Source organism: Hydrogenophaga sp., from assembly GCF_051860785.1.
In the GTDB taxonomy this organism is placed as follows: Bacteria; Pseudomonadota; Gammaproteobacteria; order Burkholderiales; family Burkholderiaceae_C; genus Hydrogenophaga.
In genome coordinates this window covers 25,299-42,450 of sequence record NZ_JBIMLB010000033.1, presented here as the reverse complement: position 1 = coordinate 42,450, position 17,152 = coordinate 25,299, and the positions used below count along the sequence as shown (strand labels likewise).

At 63.8% G+C, this 17,152-nt stretch carries 14 protein-coding genes; 4 read left to right on the top strand and 10 right to left on the bottom strand.

Annotated elements, in window-relative coordinates:
- The 8 genes from ACTIF6_RS25840 to glnK form a co-directional block, all read right to left on the bottom strand.
- Positions 1-2,920, bottom strand: a 2,920-nt coding sequence (locus ACTIF6_RS25840; protein ID WP_439590585.1) for a calcium-binding protein, incomplete at its 3' end; no start/stop codon positions are given.
- 1,251 nt (positions 2,921-4,171) lie between these two features.
- Positions 4,172-4,912 (bottom strand): LrgB family protein, encoded by a 741-nt coding sequence (locus ACTIF6_RS25835; RefSeq protein WP_439590584.1) that lies wholly within the window; start codon positions 4,910-4,912, stop codon positions 4,172-4,174.
- Entirely contained in the window at positions 4,902-5,261 is a 360-nt protein-coding gene (locus ACTIF6_RS25830) for a CidA/LrgA family protein (RefSeq protein ID WP_439590583.1), read from the bottom strand. Before ACTIF6_RS25830 ends, ACTIF6_RS25835 begins: the two co-directional genes overlap by 11 nt.
- Positions 5,258-6,499: a glycolate oxidase subunit GlcF gene (gene glcF, locus ACTIF6_RS25825; RefSeq protein WP_439590582.1), complete on the bottom strand. Its 1,242-nt coding sequence runs from the start codon at positions 6,497-6,499 to the stop codon at positions 5,258-5,260. The genes ACTIF6_RS25830 and glcF overlap by 4 nt, the downstream gene beginning before the upstream one ends.
- A 9-nt stretch (positions 6,500-6,508) precedes the next feature.
- A complete protein-coding gene (gene glcE / locus ACTIF6_RS25820) occupies positions 6,509-7,627 on the bottom strand; it encodes a glycolate oxidase subunit GlcE (protein WP_439590581.1) in 1,119 nt (372 codons plus the stop codon).
- Between the two features lie 78 nt (positions 7,628-7,705).
- Positions 7,706-7,933, bottom strand: coding sequence for a hypothetical protein (locus ACTIF6_RS25815; RefSeq protein WP_439590580.1), 228 nt, complete (start codon positions 7,931-7,933; stop codon positions 7,706-7,708).
- 107 nt (positions 7,934-8,040) lie between these two features.
- Positions 8,041-9,462 (bottom strand): ammonium transporter, encoded by a 1,422-nt coding sequence (gene amt, locus ACTIF6_RS25810; RefSeq protein ID WP_439590579.1) that lies wholly within the window; start codon positions 9,460-9,462, stop codon positions 8,041-8,043.
- A 31-nt stretch (positions 9,463-9,493) separates the two neighbouring features.
- The gene (gene glnK, locus ACTIF6_RS25805; RefSeq protein WP_086126640.1) at positions 9,494-9,832 is read right to left on the bottom strand and encodes a P-II family nitrogen regulator; all 339 of its coding nucleotides are present in this window, start codon (positions 9,830-9,832) and stop codon (positions 9,494-9,496) included.
- Between the two features lie 408 nt (positions 9,833-10,240).
- On the opposite strand from glnK, the gene ACTIF6_RS25800 reads away from it, so the two are divergent.
- Entirely contained in the window at positions 10,241-11,794 is a 1,554-nt protein-coding gene (locus tag ACTIF6_RS25800) for a YifB family Mg chelatase-like AAA ATPase (protein WP_439590578.1), read from the top strand.
- Positions 11,795-11,888: 94 nt separating this feature from the next.
- Complete coding sequence (locus ACTIF6_RS25795; RefSeq protein WP_439590577.1) at positions 11,889-13,328, top strand: NAD-dependent succinate-semialdehyde dehydrogenase; 1,440 nt, start codon at positions 11,889-11,891, stop codon at positions 13,326-13,328.
- Positions 13,329-13,351: 23 nt separating this feature from the next.
- On the opposite strand, the gene ACTIF6_RS25790 is transcribed toward ACTIF6_RS25795, so the two are convergent.
- Positions 13,352-14,143, bottom strand: coding sequence for a GntR family transcriptional regulator (locus ACTIF6_RS25790; RefSeq protein ID WP_439590576.1), 792 nt, complete (start codon positions 14,141-14,143; stop codon positions 13,352-13,354).
- A gap of 105 nt (positions 14,144-14,248) precedes the next feature.
- Between ACTIF6_RS25790 and ACTIF6_RS25785 the strand changes: the two genes are divergently transcribed.
- Both ACTIF6_RS25785 and ACTIF6_RS25780 read left to right on the top strand, forming a co-directional pair.
- Positions 14,249-15,700 carry a sulfatase-like hydrolase/transferase gene (locus ACTIF6_RS25785; protein ID WP_439590575.1) on the top strand — a complete coding sequence of 484 codons (1,452 nt, stop codon included), beginning with the start codon at positions 14,249-14,251 and terminating at the stop codon, positions 15,698-15,700.
- A gap of 37 nt (positions 15,701-15,737) precedes the next feature.
- Positions 15,738-16,721, top strand: a complete 984-nt coding sequence (locus ACTIF6_RS25780; protein WP_439590574.1) for a Bug family tripartite tricarboxylate transporter substrate binding protein — start codon at positions 15,738-15,740, stop codon at positions 16,719-16,721.
- A 21-nt stretch (positions 16,722-16,742) separates the two neighbouring features.
- On the opposite strand, the gene ACTIF6_RS25775 is transcribed toward ACTIF6_RS25780, so the two are convergent.
- The gene (locus ACTIF6_RS25775) at positions 16,743-17,141 is read right to left on the bottom strand and encodes a DoxX family protein (RefSeq protein ID WP_439590573.1); all 399 of its coding nucleotides are present in this window, start codon (positions 17,139-17,141) and stop codon (positions 16,743-16,745) included.
- Positions 17,142-17,152 lie beyond the last annotated feature (11 nt).

Genomic DNA, 17,152 nt, shown 5'->3' with positions numbered 1-17,152 from the left:
CGTCCAGCGTCCAGGTCGTGCCGTCATCGAACACCGCCGATTCGATCAGGTAGCCAGCCTGCACCTGCCCGTTGTAGAACACATTCTTGATCGTCACCGAGTCGCTGTCATTGCCCATCCAGCGCAGCACAACGTCACTGCCCGAACGAATCACTTCGGTGTTGGCCACCGTTAGCCCGGCGCCCAGGCGCAGCGTATCCAGATTGCCAACGCTCGTGTCGTAGTCCGTAATGCTGTCAGCCCCGTCGCCGAGGTTGAAGACGTACGAGTCATTGCCCAAGCCACCATTGAGTACGTCGTTGCCCGTTCCACCGATCAGCGTGTCTGCCCCCGCATTTCCGTTGAGCGTGTCATCGCCAGCGCCGCCTTCAAGCACGTCGGCTTGGGCACCACCGTGTAGCGTGTCGTTACTTGCCGTGGTGTCCACGATCAACCTGGCAATCAGATCGGCTGTACCCAACACCGTGCCATCGTCGAACACCACCGATTCGATCAGGTAGTTGGTCTGGACCTGCGAGCCAGAGAACACCTGCTTGATCGTCACCGAGTCGCTGGCGTTGCCGACCCAGCGAAGCACCAGATCACCACCCGAACGAACCACCTCCGTGTTGGCTGCCGTCAGCCCTGCGCCCAGCCGCAGCGTGTCAAGGTTGCCGCTGGTGTAGTCATGGTCCGTGATCCTGTCCGCGCCATCGCCCACATTGAAGACGTAGGTGTCGTCGCCCGCACTACCACTTAGCGTGTCATTGCCACGGCCGCCATACAGAAAATCATGTCCTTCACCCCCATCCAAAACATCATTCCCCAAGCCACCGAAAATGAAGTCATTGCCCTCACGGCCGCTGTAAGTATTAACACCGTCGCCACCAATAAAGATGTCACGGCCAGCGCCTCCCCAAGAGTTGCCCTCCAAGATGCGCTCCAGCCCCAATGCCGCCAAGTCTTCCCATAGTGGTGAGTCCGAGGGCCACTCTGCGATCCACAACGCGAGTGCCATCTCGCTGTTGAACCCTACCTCCTGAAGAAGAGAAGGCACAAACCGGAACAGATCGACAAGATCACCCAACGCATGAGACGGATTTAACGCCTTTGCGTCTTCCAGCATTTGGACTAGTTCTGCGGACTCGAATCGAATTTCGTCTCCATGAGTTACCAACTCGATGCTGTCCAGGTAGGGCTTGAGCCGTGTTTGCAGTGCAAGCTGCGAGTAGATGCCTTCGGCAAGGCTGTCCCATGCTTCCTCCAGGAGTTCAACCTGCGGGCCACCGAGGGTGAGCGTGTGGACCTTGTAAGCCGCAGCGCCGACACCTACGGTGGTACCCGCGCCCAGCTGGAAATTGCCTCCTTGCTGACCTGGCAAAGCCACCTGCACGAATCGGGTGCCGTTGAAGACTTCCAGCAATGCCACTCGATCCAGCAAGTCCTGGCCTTGCTGGGTCAAGATTTGCTGTGAGCCCCCTTGTCCGCTCCAGACATTCACGAACATGCCCGTTGGTATCAGCCTGATCACATCCGTGGTCACTTCACTTGACAAACTTCCCGTCGTACGGATGCCTCCCTCCGTCACCAGAGCGTACTCACCCTCACCGTCCACCAATCGTCCAGTGGTACCCGCCCAAGCGGAAATCACGTCCTCCAGCAAGGCGCGTTGCTCATACGCCGTGGTTGCGGCGGTAAAGGCTGCCACCGCGTCCCGCAAAGCATCTGCCTGCGGTGTGCCAAGGCTCATCGCCTCGCGCAGATCGCGCACCCAGCCTGAGCCCCCCAGCTGCGGCAGGGCTTGCGCTGCCTCGGTCAAGTCCGGGTCATCGGTGAATTCCCGATAGAAGTTATTTGATGCCAGAAGCAAACTGCCCGAGAGTTCGGGCGACCCGCTGTCCCCCGTCGTGCCATCGATGCGCGTGAAGCTACCGCTCCAAGGCTGAGAGTTGCCATTGCCCAGATTGATCTGGGTGGCCGTTCCTTGGACGCTGATGCTCGCGATGCCTGCTTCCTGCAACGTTTTGAGTTCTTCGGCTTGGCTGATGCCGTCCTGGTTGGTGTCCTGCCAGATGCGCAGTTGGGCATAGATTGGATCTGCGGCGTCGATCTTGCCGTCTGCGTTGCTGTCGTGCTGGGCCAAGGCTTCATAACCATGTGCAGCGGTTTCGCCGCTGGGAAGCAGCGTGTTGTCGCCAAAGAGTTCACGGCCGCTATCGATCAGGCCGTTGCCGTTAATGTCAAGCACCAACAGACCGTCATCGGCCTTGATCCAACCAGTAGCGGTTTTGATGCCATCTGCGTTGTGATCGAAATAGACCAACTTTGAGGCGTTGATGCCTACAGCCTCAACTCCATCACCATCCATATCCAACACCAGAGGATCTCGGGGAGGGGTCCAATTAACCGCTGCATTGAAGTCTTTTGGGCAACTTTTTAGAGAGCGCATCTCACCCGTCAGCAGCGCTTCCCATAGCCCATTCATCATATCTTTCGTTGAAACCCCATGGTTGGAATTCAAGTACTCATCTATATCCCCATCACCTACGGCAGCATCCCAGAAATTTGAATCTGTGACGATATCGACGAAGGTTTTATTTGCTGCCGCAGCCGCAATAGCTGAGGCCGCAGTCATTCCAATTGCAATTGCTCCAACTCCAGGAACAACCACCCCGGCAGCTTTCGCAGTTACAGAAATCCATCCACCTATTTTCGCAAACAGAGCCAGCGTCGGTGCGCTTATAGGGACACCTGGGATATATGTCACAACCCCACTTCCATCTGAGACAGCTATTGCAGTGGCTCCAGATTGAGAGGCAATAGCAAACTGCCCTGTAATGACCCCTGCAGCAGGATTAATTCTTCCAGCAGCAAAATTAATTGCCGCAATCCACTTATTTGCAACAACTATGGGATTAGAATCATTCGACTCGCAGCTCATTGGATCTCCTATTATATCAATTTAATTAATGCAACCACGCAGAATATCCATAGGACCAGAGAGACAAAAGGTCTCCTGTAAGGCGCATAAAAAACTGCCTCAAACAAGTTCACCCTGTCGTTGGTTTCTGCATATCGCCTTTTTATGTACTCATTTTCTTTCTTAAAACTATCATTCCATTTACTTTGGAAAACTCGGTCTGCTTGCACATTCAGATACCACAGAATCCACCATACCAAGAAACAGCCGCTGATAATCCACAATGCATTCAGCACAGTGCCGAAAATACCCGCCACAGAATTAAGCATTTAATTAACCGTTTATTGACATGTAACTCTGATTGATCGAGCAAGGGGCATTGCAATTACGCCCTATTCTTGGCCTACTAACATAGGCATCTGTCTCACAACCATATCTTCCTAAGTCAGGATATGTTGGCCATGTCATTGCACCCTCCAATTAAAATGAATCCAGCTCTTTTATCGTGCATCCGAACAATTCTTATTTGATCCACGCGTCCGCAAATGGGCTCGCCTTCTTGTGCAACGAGGATGGGAATGGTTCGATGTTTCTGCGATATATATTCTCCAGATGCCAGCGAAGCCCTGTTTTATCGCCAACGTAACTCGCATTTCAAAGGTATCGGGACACAGTGACAAAATACATATATATTTTCCCTCAGAAACGTCAAAACCATTTTTTAGATACTTGCTTCGAATTCGTCACTGACACTTCTTCAAGTCGGGCCTCAAAACTTTTTTATTCAGAGCCACAGCCCGCCTAACTGCCAAGCAATAATGCGAAAAGAAATTTTTTACTGAAAATACCCTCAGTTCAATAAATCGATATTGCATTTGGTGCTTGACTCCGCCGTGCATAACGGCGATCCAATCCGCACAACAATGCAAGGCGAACCAAAAGCAGTCCGGGCGAGTAGGCTTGTAAAGTTGTCATAGCGCCGTCCCTGAAGCGGCGGCCGTCTGCGTGGTGTCTTCCCACATTCCTGGACGGGCCGTGTTTGTTGGTTCGCTTCCTGAAGAAAAACGCCGGGCTAAGCTGTCGTAAGCGCTATCTGCCTGGCTGACCGGTTTCTTCAGGTTTTTTCGAAGCGCGGATCATCACGCGTCGCCTGGAGGTGGCGGCGGTACAAGGCACTGATTGCGCATTCAGTGCCACCAGATGACAAAGATCTGCCCTGAACCTGTTGCAAGGCGGGGCGAAACCGGCGGGCTTGTTGAGGCAGACGGCCCGCTACACCCAACGCAGCAACAAGCCCGCCAGCGATGGCAACACCAGCGCACTGAACAACGCACTCAGCCCCATCGCCAACCCTGCGAAAGCGCCGGTCTCTTCGCTTTCCTGGAAGCCTCGCGCGGTGCCGATGCCGTGGGCGATGGTGCCGAGTGCGAAACCGCGCACCGCCGGATCGCGGATGCGCAGGGCGTCGAACAGGTAGCGGGCGCCCACGGCGCCGAGCACGCCGGTGCCCATGACGAGCACGGCGGTAAGTGACGGCAAGCCGCCAATCTTTTCTGCGATGCCCATGGCCACGGGCATGGTGACGGACTTGGGTGCGAGCGAGGCGATGGTGGCGGTGGAGGCGCCGAGGGCCCAGGCCAGCACGATGGCCGTGGTGGTGGTGGCCAGCACGCCCGCCACGAGCGCGCCGAGCAGTGGCAGCGCCAGGCGGCGCAGGCGGTGCATCTGTTCGAACAGGGGCACGGCCAGGGCCACCGTGGCGGGGCCGAGCAGGAAGTGCACGAACTGCGCGCCTTCGAAATACGTGGCGTAGGGCGTGCTGGTGGCCCAGAGCAGCGTGGCCAGCACCAGCACGGCCAGTGGCACGGGGTTGGCCAGCGGATGAAAGCCGCAGCGGCGATAAAACATGAATGCGGCCTGGTAGACCAGCAGCGTAAGCGTGAGGCCGAGCAGCGGCGTGGCCGAGAGGTAGACCCAGATGTCGATGAGGCGCTGCGGCGATTCAGGGGCCATCGTTGCGCCTTCCCTGCCGGCGCATGAGCCAGATCATCACCCAGGCCGAGACGGCCAGCCCGACGAAGGTGCTCACCACCAGCGCCACGCCGATGGCCAGTGCCTCGTTGCCCAGGCGTTGCAGGTGCTGCATCACGCCCACGCCGGCCGGCACGAACAGCAGCGAGAGGTGTTGCAGCAGTCCTTGCGAGGTGGGCTTGATCGCGTCGACCCACTTCGGCCGCAGCGCCAGCCCGGCCAGCAGGAGCGCAAGGCCCACCACCGGGCCGGGCACCGGCAGGGCCGCCCACCGCACCACCACCTCGCCCAGCAACTGGCACGCGAGCAGGGTGGCGAGCGCGGGGATCATGCTGCCCCGTCGCTCAGGGCTTCGTCGAGAACTTCCACCCAGTGCCGCACGGGTGTGGCCGTGCCGCTCTGCAGGTGCGTGATGCAGCCGATGTTGGCGCTGGCGATCACGGCGGGCTTCAGTTCATCCAGGTGGCCGAGCTTGCGGTCGCGCAGGGTGTAGGCGATGTCGGGGTTGAGCACCGAATACGTGCCAGCCGAGCCGCAACACAGGTGGGCTTCGTTCTTCGCCACCTGCACGGTGAAGCCGAGCGCGGCCAGGTGTGTTTCCACACCGCCCTTGAGTTGTTGACCGTGTTGCAGGGTGCAGGGTGGGTGAAAGGCGATCACGCGGGAGGCATCGGGCGTGTGCTTCAATTTCGGCCGCAGCGCGGGCACCAGCGCGGGCATCAGTTCGCTGAGGTCGCGGGTGAGGGCGCTCACGCGCGCAGCGCGTTCGGCGTAGGCGGGGTCGTCGGCCAGGATGTGGCCGTATTCCTTCACCGTCACGCCGCAGCCCGAGGCGTTCATCACGATGGCCTCGACACCACCATCTATATAAGGCCACCAAGCGTCGATGTTGGCGCGCATCTGCGCCTTGCCGCCATCCTGGTCGTTCAGGTGGAATTTCACCGCGCCGCAGCAGCCGGCTTGCGGCGCCACCACGCCCTGGATGCCGGCGGCGTCGAGCACGCGCGCGGTGGCGGTGTGGATGTTGGGCATCATCGCGGGCTGCACGCAGCCGGCGAGCATGAGCACCTTTCTGCTGTGCGTGGCCGTGGGGAGGCGGCCTGCGGCCTGGGGTGCGGGCACCTTGTTCTTCAGGCTGGCGGGCAGCAACGGGCGGACCCATTGACCGAGCTTCATGGCCGGGCCGAACAGCGGAGAAGGCAGCCCCTCCTTCAGCAGCCAGCGCACGGCGTTCTCGCTGGCGGGCCGCGCCACTTTTTCATCCACGATCTGGCGGCCGATGTCGACGAGGTGGCCGTAGTCCACGCCACTGGGGCAGGTGGTTTCGCAGTTGCGGCAGGTGAGGCAACGGTCCAGGTGCAGTTGCGTCTTGCGCGTGGGCTCGGCCCCTTCGAGCACCTGTTTGATGAGGTAGATGCGTCCGCGTGGTCCGTCGAGCTCATCGCCGAGCAACTGGTAGGTGGGGCAGGTGGCGGTGCAGAAGCCGCAGTGCACGCACTTGCGCAGGATGGCCTCGGCCGCCCGGCCATCGGCGCGCTGCTGGTATTCGGGGGAGAGCTGGGTTTGCATGGGGCGTGCTCAGGCGGGCTGGCCAAAGATCTGGCTGGGGTCGAACTCGGTGCGCAGGCGTTCGGTGATGGCCTTGATGGTGGGGCTCAGCGCATCGAAGCGCGGCACACCTGGGGCGCCGTCGGCTCCGGTGCGGAACACAGTGGCATGACCGTTCACTGCGGCAGTGGCAGTGCGGATCTCGCCCGCTGCGCTCGTCGGCGCCCACAGCCAACGCTGCGCGCCCTGCCATTCGATGAGCTGCGCCCAGGGCAGCGGGATCACCGGCGCGGTCTGCGGCACCGACAGGCGCCACAGGCACAGATCGGCCGAAGACGCGGTGAAGAACGGCAGGCGCTGGTCGCGGCACTGCGCCCAGTCGGGGCCCGCCTGCGCGTTGTCCATGCGTGTGCCACCGGCTTCGCGCAGCAGGCGTTCGCACGCGGCATCCACCGCTGCCACGGCGCCGCGCAGGCGCACGAAGAGCAGCTCGGGCGCGCTGGCCTGTGTGTCGTCCTTCACCCAACACGACGCGTTGATCGGCAATGGCTGCCCGCCCCAGCGGTGCAACTGTTCCAGCGCCTCGTGCTGGCCAAGTTCAAACACCAGCGTGGCCTCGGCTGGTGCGAAGGGCAGCACTTTCAGGCTCACTTCGGTGATCACACCGAGCTGGCCCAGGGAACCCGCCAGCGCGCGACTCACGTCGTAGCCGGCCACGTTCTTCATGACCTGGCCGCCGAAGGTGAGCAGCTCGCCGCGCCCGTTGATGAAGCGCGCGCCGAGCACGTAGTCGCGCACCGTGCCCACGCTGGCGCGCGCCGGCCCGGCCAGGCCTGCGGCGACCATGCCGCCCACGGTGCCACCCGGTGCAAAGTGCGGCGGTTCGAAAGGGAGGCACTGGCCTTGTTCGGCCAGGACGGCCTCCAGCTCGGCCAGTGGCGTGCCTGCGCGCACCGTGACCACCAGCTCGCTCGGCTCGTGGCTGACGATGCCCGACCAGCCCGCGATGAGCAAAGGTTCGCCCCGCACGGGCTCGCCGTAGAAGGCTTTGGTGTTGCCACCTTCGATGCGCAGCGGTGTGCGGGCAGCGGCGGCGGCGCGCACCTGTTCGATCAGTGGGCCGGGGTACTCGTGGGGGCTTTCAGGCATGCCTGCGATGGTAGTCGCAGCACCCCGGGCGACCTTTGAATTTTCTGCACACCGCAGTGCAATTGCGGTGCACCCTCCTCAGCGGGTGTACCCGGCGCACATGCCGGCATTCGGACGGCCCCTGCATTCGCGCTTGAGGCGCTTCTCGCGCGCCTGCGGGCTTTCTTCAGACGGCGCCTTGTGGAAGGTCACCTTGGAGGGTGCCTTGCGTTTGCCATCGCTTCCGGTGGTCTGGGCGGACAGGCCCGTCGTGGCAAGCAGGGCGAACAGGGCGATGGCGACGAGGCGCGGCTGGGCACGGGACATGATTTCCTCCTGAATGTTGTGGTGTCCGGGCGCGCATCATAGATAAAAAAACCCGCGCGCCTTGCGGCACGCGGGTTTCACATCCTTGGAGGGATGAAGGATCAGGCTCAGCGGGTGTAGGCCGTTTCGCCGTGCGACGTGATGTCCAGACCTTCGCGTTCGGCTTCTTCGCTGATGCGCAGGCCGACCACGGCGTCGACGATCTTGTAGGCCACGAACGAGACCACGCCCGACCACACGATGGTCAGCAGCACGCTCTTGATCTGGATCCACAGCTGTGCGCCGATGGCGTAGTCGTCGCCCTTGACGCCACCCAGGCTGGCGGCGGCGAAGACAGCCGTCAGCACGGCACCAACGATGCCACCGACACCGTGCACGCCGAACACGTCGAACGCGTCGTCGGCACCCAGCATCTTCTTGAGGCCACCCACGCCCCACAGGCACACCAGACCAGCGATCAGGCCGAGGAGGATCGAGCCCATCGGGCCGATGAAGCCAGCGGCGGGCGTCACGGCCACGAGGCCAGCCACCGCACCGGAAGCCGCGCCCAGCATGGAGGCCTTGCCCTTGTGCATGGCTTCACCCAGGATCCAGGACAGCGTGGCCGCGCCGGTGGCGAGGATGGTGTTGATGAAGGCAAGGCCGGCGATGCCGTTGGCAGCACCCGCAGAGCCGGCGTTGAAGCCGAACCAGCCCACCCACAGCAGCGAGGCACCGACCATGGTCAGGGTCAGGCTGTGGGGCGTGAGCGCTTCCTTGCCGTAGCCGATGCGCTTGCCCACCACGTAGGCACCCACCAGACCGGCGATACCGGCGTTGATGTGCACCACGGTGCCGCCTGCGAAGTCCAGCGCGCCGTCAGCGCCCAGCAGACCACCGCCCCAGACCATGTGGGCCATGGGGATGTAGCTGAAGGTGAACCAGATCACGGAGAACAGCACCACTGCGGAGAACTTGATGCGCTCGGCGAAGGAGCCCACGATCAGCGCGCAGGTGATGGCCGCGAAGGTCGACTGGAAGGCCACGAAGACGAACTCGGGGATCGTCGGCAGCAGGCCCGAGATCGTGTCCGGCGTGATGCCCTTCAGGAACACCTTGTCGAAGCCACCGAAGAACTTGCCTTCGCCGGCAAACGTCAGGCTGTAGCCGTAGATGCACCACAGGATGGTGATGAGCGAGAAGATGACGAACACCTGCATGAGCACCGACAGCATGTTCTTCGAGCGGGCCAGGCCGCCGTAGAACAGTGCCAGGCCAGGGATGGTCATCAGGATGACCAGCATGGTGGACGTGAGCATCCAGGCGGTGTCGCCCGTGTCGAGGGCGGGTGCGGCAGCTTCTGCGGCGGGCGCTTCGGCAGCGGCAGCGGGTGCAGCAGCTTCGGCAGCAGGTGCAGCCGCAGCGGGCGCTTCGGCTGCGGCAGGGGCGGAGGCGGCCGCCTCAGGCGGGGTTGCCGTCTGAGCGATGGCGTTGAGGCCACCAAAGGCCAGGCCCATGCCCAGGAACAGGGTTGCAATGAGTTTTTTCATTTCGGTGATCTTTCTTTTCCAGTGGCGGCGATCAGAGCGCTTCCTTGCCGGTTTCGCCGGTCCGGATGCGCACCACCTGTTCCAGGGAGGTGACGAAAATCTTGCCGTCGCCGATCTTGCCGGTGCGAGCCGCACCTTCGATGGCTTCGATCACGCGCTCGACGAGTTCGTCGGACACGGCGGCTTCGATCTTCACCTTGGGCAGAAAATCGACCACGTACTCAGCACCGCGGTACAGCTCGGTGTGGCCCTTCTGACGGCCAAACCCCTTGACCTCGGTGACGGTGATGCCTTGCACGCCCATGCTGGAAAGTGCTTCTCGCACCTCGTCCAGCTTGAACGGCTTGATGATGGCTGAAACCATTTTCATGCTGTGATTCCTCTTCTAGAACAGGAGGGTGATCAGACCGGGAGGCCGACACCGATGGTGAAACGGGCTTGAACCACCCCAGGGGTAGGCCAAGCACGGCAGGCGGACTGTTTCATGGGAACTCCCTGGGCTTGAATCAATCGCTTACACCCCCAAGCACGGACCATGCCAGCCGGGCGCCTGCGCAGTGCCTTTGCCCGTCCGATGCGCCTGCTGGTCACGCGCTCCCGATGCCGGTGCGGGTACCGGGTATCACTGCCGCAGGGGTGCCTGTGCCATCATCCGCGCCTTCGAAACGGCCGGGTCTGTCACCCCAAAGCCGTGCGCACCAAACCAGTGCGTCGCCAGCGCCGTGTTGCTTCACACGGGCAGGGCCGGGAAATGCACCGAAACAGGGAGAAATGGGCGATGGGTTTGTCATTGGTGCACAGCCGGGCCCTGCTCGGGCTGGAAGCGCGGCCGGTTTGCGTGGAGGTTCATCTGGCCAACGGCCTGCCCAGCTTCACCCTGGTGGGCCTGGCGGACACGGAAGTGAAGGAAGCGCGCGAGCGTGTCCGCTCGGCCATCGCCAACGCCGGGCTCGAATTTCCTTCCAACAAACGCATCACCGTCAACCTGGCGCCGGCCGACCTGCCCAAGGACTCGGGCCGGTTCGACCTGCCCATTGCGCTGGGCATCCTCGCCGCCAGTGGCCAGATCGCCAGCGCACGGCTGGCGGGCTGGGAATTTGCCGGCGAGCTCTCGCTGGGTGGCGAACTGCGCCCAGTGCGAGGCGCCCTGGCCATGAGCCTGGCCCTGCACCGCGACGCCGGTCCGCACGAGGCCCAGGCCCGGCTGGTGCTGCCGCCCGGCAGCGCCGAGGAAGCGGCCCTGGTGCCCCAGGCCGAGGTTTACCGCGCCCGCCACCTGCTGGACGTGGTGGCGCGCTTCCTGCCTGAAGGCAAGGAGGGTGCAGAAGCGCCGAACGATGGCGGCTGGGCGCGCCTGGTTCCAGCGGCGACGGCCGTGACACCGGTCTATGCCGACCTGGCCGACGTGAAAGGCCAGGTTGCCGCGCGGCGCACCCTGGAGATCGCAGCGGCGGGTGGCCACAGCTTGTTGATGGTGGGGCCGCCGGGCTCGGGCAAATCCATGCTGGCGCAGCGCTTCGCCGGCCTGCTGCCGCCCATGGACACCACCGAAGCACTGGAGAGCGCGGCGGTGGCTTCCCTCGCAGGCCGCTTCACGCTGGAACGCTGGGCGCAGCGTCCCACGTGCGCACCACATCACAGCGCCAGCGCGATCGCGCTGGTGGGTGGGGGCTCACCTCCACGACCGGGCGAGATCTCGCTGGCCCACCACGGGGTGCTGTTCCTGGACGAATTGCCCGAGTTCCCGCGCACCGCGCTCGAGGCCCTGCGCCAGCCGCTGGAGAGCGGGCACATCCGCATCTCGCGCGCCGCGATGCAAAGAGAATTCCCGGCGCGCTTCCAGCTCGTCGGCGCCATGAACCCCTGCCCTTGCGGCTTCCTGGGCCACCCCACCCGCGCCTGCCGCTGTACGCCCGAGCAGATTTCGCGCTACCAGGGCAAGCTCAGCGGCCCGCTGCTCGACCGCATCGACCTGCACGTGGAAGTGCCCGCGCTGGCGCCGGGCGAGCTGTTCGACGACACGGCCCGGGGCGAAAGCAGCGCGGCGGTGCGCGAGCGCGTGGTCGCCTCGCGCGAACGCGCGCAAGCCCGACAGGGCACCACCAACCAGGCCCTGGCCGGGCAGGCGCTCACCGAGCACGCCCGGGCCGACGTCGCCGCAATCCAGTTCCTGCACAAGGCCGCCGCGCGCCTGGGCTGGAGCGCGCGCAGTACCCACCGAGCCCTGCGCGTGGCGCGCACCATTGCAGACCTGGCGGGCGCGGACGCGGTGGGGACGGGCCATGTGGCCGAAGCGGTTCAGTACCGGCGGGTGTTGCGACAGGGTGGTTGAGCAGCCTGGATTTCCCCCGGCCACCGGCTTGCCGACGCAACTGGTATGGTTCCCGGTTCGACGCGACCGACGACCTTCAATCCAGGAACCCGACATGAGCTACCCGAACACGCTTCTCTTCATCAACGGCCAATGGCGCGAAGCCGCCAAAGGCGAGTCCATCGCCGTGTTCAACCCGGCCACCGGCAAGGAAATCGGCCGCGTGGCACACGCGCGGCAGGCCGACCTGGACCAGGCGCTCGCTGCGGCGCAAAAGGGCTTCGAGACCTGGCGCGACACAACGGCCATCAACCGCTCCAAGACCATGCGTGCGGCCGCAGCCCTGTTGCGCGAACGCGCGGGTGAAATCGCCCGGCTGCTCACGCTCGAACAGGGCAAGCCGCTGGTCGAGGCCAAGGGCGAAGTGCTGGCGGGCGCCGACATCATCGACTGGTTCGCCGACGAAGGCCTGCGCGTCTATGGTCGCATCGTGCCCTCGCGCGGCAACCTGGCCATGCGGCAGATGGTGCTGAAAGACCCGATCGGTCCGGTGGCCGCATTCACGCCCTGGAATTTCCCCATCAACCAGGTGGTGCGCAAGCTGGCCGCAGCGTTGGCCACCGGCTGCTCGATGATTGTCAAGGCGCCGGAAGAAACCCCAGCCGCGCCGGCCGAGCTGGTGCGCGCCTTTGCCGACGCGGGCCTGCCGCCCGGCGTGCTGGGCCTGGTCTATGGCACGCCATCTGAAATCTCCACCTACCTGATCGCGCACCCGGTGATCCGCAAGATCACCTTCACCGGCTCCACGCCGGTGGGCAAGCAACTCGCGGCCATGGCCGGCCAGCACATGAAGCGCGTGACCATGGAGCTGGGCGGCCATGCACCGGTGATCGTCTGCGAGGACGCGGACATCGCCCTGGCCGTCAAGGCGGCCGGTGCCGCGAAGTTCCGCAACGCCGGGCAGGTGTGCATCTCGCCCACGCGTTTTCTGGTGCACGAGAGCATCGTGAAAGAGTTTTCTGCCGCGCTCGTGAAGCAGGCGAAGGGCCTGGCCGTGGGCGACGGCACGGCCGAAGGCACGCAGATGGGTCCGCTGGCCAACCCGCGCCGCGTGACGGCCATGGCCGAGTTCACGAAGGATGCCCTGGAGCAAGGCGCCACGCTGGCCACCGGTGGCGAACGCATCGGGGACGCCGGCAACTTCTGGCAACCCACCATCCTGACCGACGTGCCGCTGAACTCGCGCGTGTTCAACGACGAGCCCTTCGGCCCCATGGCCGCGGTGCGCGGCTTCAACACGCTGGACGAAGCCATTGCCGAAGCCAACCGCCTGCCATTCGGCCTGGCCGGCTACGCCTTTACCAGCTCGCTGAAGAACGCCGACCTGCTCGCACGCCGCGTCGAAGTGGGCATGCTGTGGGTGAACATGCCTGCCATGCCTTCGGCCGAGATGCCGTTCGGTGGCATCAAGGACTCGGGCTACGGTTCCGAAGGCGGCCCGGAGGCCATGGAGGCCTACCTGAATGCGCGGGCTGTGACGATCATGAACGTCTGAGGCCGGTGCGCCTTGCGCGCACCTCAGCTCACGCGGCTTTTGAACCCCACCGCCCGGCTGTCGGAGACGATGTGCAGTTCCCGTCGCGTGGGTGGTATGAAGATCTGCTGGTAGTAGATCGGGTCCGCTTCGCCCAGGTAGGCCACGGCGCGCAACGCCATGCACGGTTGTTGCGGGCCGATTCCGATGAGTTTCGCCACATCGGGCGGCGGCGTTTGCTGGCGCATGAAGATGTCGATCTTCTGGATCGCCTGTCCGCACGCGCGGAAGATCACATCCTTGAAGTTCTCGCCAGAGAGTTTGCGCAGTGGCAGCTTGCCGAACACCGGCAGGCGAGCGGGATCGACCACGAAGGAACTGGAAACGGAGAACTCGTCGCTGATGCGGATGCAGCGGGTGATCTCCAGTCCCTGCGCCACGCCCAGCGTCCGTGACCATTCGCCCGGCGCCGTGATGGTGTGCCTTTCCAGCGCCTCGGGAAACACGGGCAGGTAGCCGTGGCCTGAATCGTCCACGAAACGGCAGTGGAAGGGGTGTGCCATTTCCCCGTCCTCGCTCTTGCCGGCAATGAACGAACCCTGGCCCTGCCGGCGCAGGATCACGCCCTCTTCCACCAGCTGTCGCAAGGCGCGCTGGATCGTTCCCAGGCTCATCGGCAGGCTGCCGGCCAGCTCCTGCTCGTTCGGCACCCGATCTCCCGGCACGAACTTGCCGCTGGCCACCGCGTGCACCACGGCGTCGCGCAGGGCGGTGTATTTCGGCACCCCGGGCCGGGAAGAGCGGTCCAGCAGCCGGGCCAGTTCGTCGAGTGTCATGGGTTGTATTTTGACCCGCCGCGATTCGTTTGCCTGAACCTCTTGCTGTTGAACAATTTATTCAATACTATATAGCTTTAGTTATTCAGATATCGCACCTACCGCATGCCAAACAACGTCATCGTCATCATGTCCGACGAGCACAACCCCAAGGTCATGGGTTGCTCGGGCCACGCCATCGTCTCCACGCCGCACCTGGACGCGCTCGCCGCGCGCGGCACGCGTTTCACGTCGGCCTACACCACCAGCCCCGTGTGTGTGCCGGCGCGCGCCGCCTTCGCTGTGGGCAAATACATTCACCAGATCGGGTTCTGGGACAACGCCGACGCCTACGATGGCTCCGTGCCCAGCTGGCACCACGGCCTGCGCGAGCGTGGGCATCGCGTGGTCTCGATCGGCAAGCTGCACTTCAACCTGACCGGCGAGGACCATGGCTTCTCCGAGGAGCAGGTGCCGATGCACATCCTGGGCGGCAAGGGTGACCTGATGGGACTGGTGCGCGAGGACCTGCCCCGCCGGGGCGGCGCGAAGAAGATGGCCGCGATGGCGGGGCCGGGTGAGTCCTCCTACACCCTGTACGACCGCGACATCTGCTCCCGCGCCCAGATCTGGTTGCGTGAAAACGCAGACCAGTCTCATGACAAGCCCTGGGTGCTGTTCGTTTCCTTCGTGGCGCCGCACTTCCCGCTGACGGCGCCGCCCGAACACTACTACCGCTATTTCAACAAGCGCCTGCCCATGCCCAAGCTGTATGCGCCGCAGGAGCGCACCCAGCACCCCTATCTGGATGACTACCGCAAGAGCTTCTGCTACGACGACTATTTTGAGTCGACCGAAGACGTGCACCGCGCCCTTTCAGGCTACTTCGGGCTGGTGAGCTTCATGGATGAACACGTGGGCAAGATCGTGCGTGTGCTCGATGAGATGGGCCTGACCGACAGCACGGACGTGATCTACACCAGCGACCACGGTGACAACCTCGGCGCACGCGGCCTGTGGGGCAAGTCCACCATGTACGAAGAGATTGCCGGGGTGCCGATGATCTGCGCGGGCCCCAGCTTTCCCAGCGGGCAGGTGGTGGCCACGCCGGTCAGCCACGTCGACGCCTTCCCCACCATCGTGGAAGCGGCCGGCGAGTCGTTCGCGGCCATGAGCGACGACCACCCCGGCCATTCGCTGGCCGACATCGCGCGCGGTGCGACACCCGAGCGCACCGTGCTCAGCGAATACCACGGCATGGGCTCCAGCACCGCGGCTTTCATGATCCGTGTTGGTACCTACAAGTACGTTCACTACGTCAAGTACCCGCCGCAGCTGTTCGACCTGGCGCGCGATCCCGATGAGTTGAACGACCTCTCGCGCGATCCTGCCATGGTCGGCGTCCTCGCCGAGTGCCGGTCGAAGCTCGAAGCGCTGCTCGATCCCGTGGACGTGGACCAGCGGGCCAAGGCCCGTCAGGCTGAATTGCTCGAACGCCATGGTGGTCGCGAAGCGGTCCTCGCGCGTGGTGACCTCGGCTTCACCCCTGCACCCGGCGTCGCCGCCGATTTCCAGTAGCCCACGGCCACAAGAGCCCATCCAGAAGGAGACATCCATGCCGACGAGAAGAGACATTCTGCTGGCCGCCGCAGCCAGCGCCAGCCTGCACACGGGCATGAGTTTTGCGCAGGCCGCATGGCCCGAGAAACCCATTCGCCTCGTCGTGCCCTTTCCCGCCGGTGGTGGTGTCGATTTCGTGGCACGCACGCTGGCGCTGCGGCTGGGCGAAGTGTTCAAGCAGCAGGTGATCGTGGACAACCGCAGCGGCGCCAGTGGCGCGATCGGAGCGGACGCGGTCGCCAAGGCCGAGCCGGACGGCTACACCTTGCTGATGGCCTCGCCGGCCGAAGTGCTGGTCGGGCCGATCGCCGGGCAGAAGACGCCCTACACACCGGAGACGGACTTCATCCCCGTCGCGCTGGCGGGTGAAACCCCTCTCATCATCGTTGCCCACCCCAGCCTGGCGGCCAAGAGCCTGCCGGAGTTGCTGGCCTACGCGAAGGCCAATCCCAACCGGCTGAGCTATGGCACGCCGGGCAATGGCAGCTCCATGCATTTCGCCGGCAAATCGCTCGAAGCGGGCGGTGGTGTCTCGATGATGCACGTGCCGTACCGGGGTGCAGCCCCCGCGATCAACGATGCCCTGGGCAACCAGGTCGGCCTGGCGATCGTGGGCATGCCGCCCACCGTCGCCCACATCAAGGCCGGCAAACTGCGCGCCCTCGCCGTCACCACCACTCAACGTTCCAGCGTCTTCCCCGATGTGCCTGCGGTGGCCGAACTGCCCGGCATGTCGAACTACCGGTTCACCAACTGGATGGGCGTGTTCGCGCCAGCGCGCACGCCACAGGCCATTGCGGACCGTCTGTCCACGGTGATCTCGCAGATCGTCAAGGAGCCCGCCATGCGGGAGAAGTTGACCGAAGCCGGCGTGGATCCGGTCGGCATGCAGCGCGATGCCTTCGCGGCTTTCCTGGCTTCGGAACGGGCACAGTACACCGCCATCGCCAAGTCGGCGTCGATCCGCTTCGGGGATTGACGACTCCCCGCTTCTGTCGCGTCAACGGTTGGGGCCGAGCCGGTGCGTGAAGGCCACCACCAACGCCGTGACCAGGAAGAAGGCCTGCAGCTCCAGACGCCAGCCACCGGTGTTGGTGATGTCGAGGAAGTGGCTGGCGTGTGCGAGCGCCAGGGCGAAAACCATGTTGATGGCGATCAGCAACGCGGCCGGCACCACCCAGAAGCCCACCAGCAGCATCAGTGGCGCAATCAGTTCGCCGAGGTAGACACCGTAGGCGATGAAGCCCGGCAGCCCCTTGGCGACCAGCATGCCCTCGATGCCACCGACACCGCCGGTGACCTTGGCCCAGCCGTGAAGGATCATGAGGAGGGCGAGGGTCCAGCGCAACAGGAGGATGCCGGCGCGGGGGTGATCGAAGAGTGCGTTGAGTGTTTTCATGAGATGGGCAG

Excerpts from the sequence above, each read along its gene's own strand:
- ACTIF6_RS25835 (WP_439590584.1), bottom strand. The coding sequence starts at position 4,912 with ATGGCCCCTGAATCGCCGCAGCGCCTCATCGACATCTGGGTCTACCTC.
- ACTIF6_RS25830 (WP_439590583.1), bottom strand. The coding sequence starts at position 5,261 with ATGATCCCCGCGCTCGCCACCCTGCTCGCGTGCCAGTTGCTGGGCGAG.
- glcF (WP_439590582.1), bottom strand. The coding sequence starts at position 6,499 with ATGCAAACCCAGCTCTCCCCCGAATACCAGCAGCGCGCCGATGGCCGG.
- glcE (WP_439590581.1), bottom strand. The coding sequence starts at position 7,627 with ATGCCTGAAAGCCCCCACGAGTACCCCGGCCCACTGATCGAACAGGTG.
- ACTIF6_RS25815 (WP_439590580.1), bottom strand. The coding sequence starts at position 7,933 with ATGTCCCGTGCCCAGCCGCGCCTCGTCGCCATCGCCCTGTTCGCCCTG.
- amt (WP_439590579.1), bottom strand. The coding sequence starts at position 9,462 with ATGAAAAAACTCATTGCAACCCTGTTCCTGGGCATGGGCCTGGCCTTT.
- glnK (WP_086126640.1), bottom strand. The coding sequence starts at position 9,832 with ATGAAAATGGTTTCAGCCATCATCAAGCCGTTCAAGCTGGACGAGGTG.
- ACTIF6_RS25800 (WP_439590578.1), top strand. The coding sequence starts at position 10,241 with ATGGGTTTGTCATTGGTGCACAGCCGGGCCCTGCTCGGGCTGGAAGCG.
- ACTIF6_RS25795 (WP_439590577.1), top strand. The coding sequence starts at position 11,889 with ATGAGCTACCCGAACACGCTTCTCTTCATCAACGGCCAATGGCGCGAA.
- ACTIF6_RS25790 (WP_439590576.1), bottom strand. The coding sequence starts at position 14,143 with ATGACACTCGACGAACTGGCCCGGCTGCTGGACCGCTCTTCCCGGCCC.
- ACTIF6_RS25785 (WP_439590575.1), top strand. The coding sequence starts at position 14,249 with ATGCCAAACAACGTCATCGTCATCATGTCCGACGAGCACAACCCCAAG.
- ACTIF6_RS25780 (WP_439590574.1), top strand. The coding sequence starts at position 15,738 with ATGCCGACGAGAAGAGACATTCTGCTGGCCGCCGCAGCCAGCGCCAGC.
- ACTIF6_RS25775 (WP_439590573.1), bottom strand. The coding sequence starts at position 17,141 with ATGAAAACACTCAACGCACTCTTCGATCACCCCCGCGCCGGCATCCTC.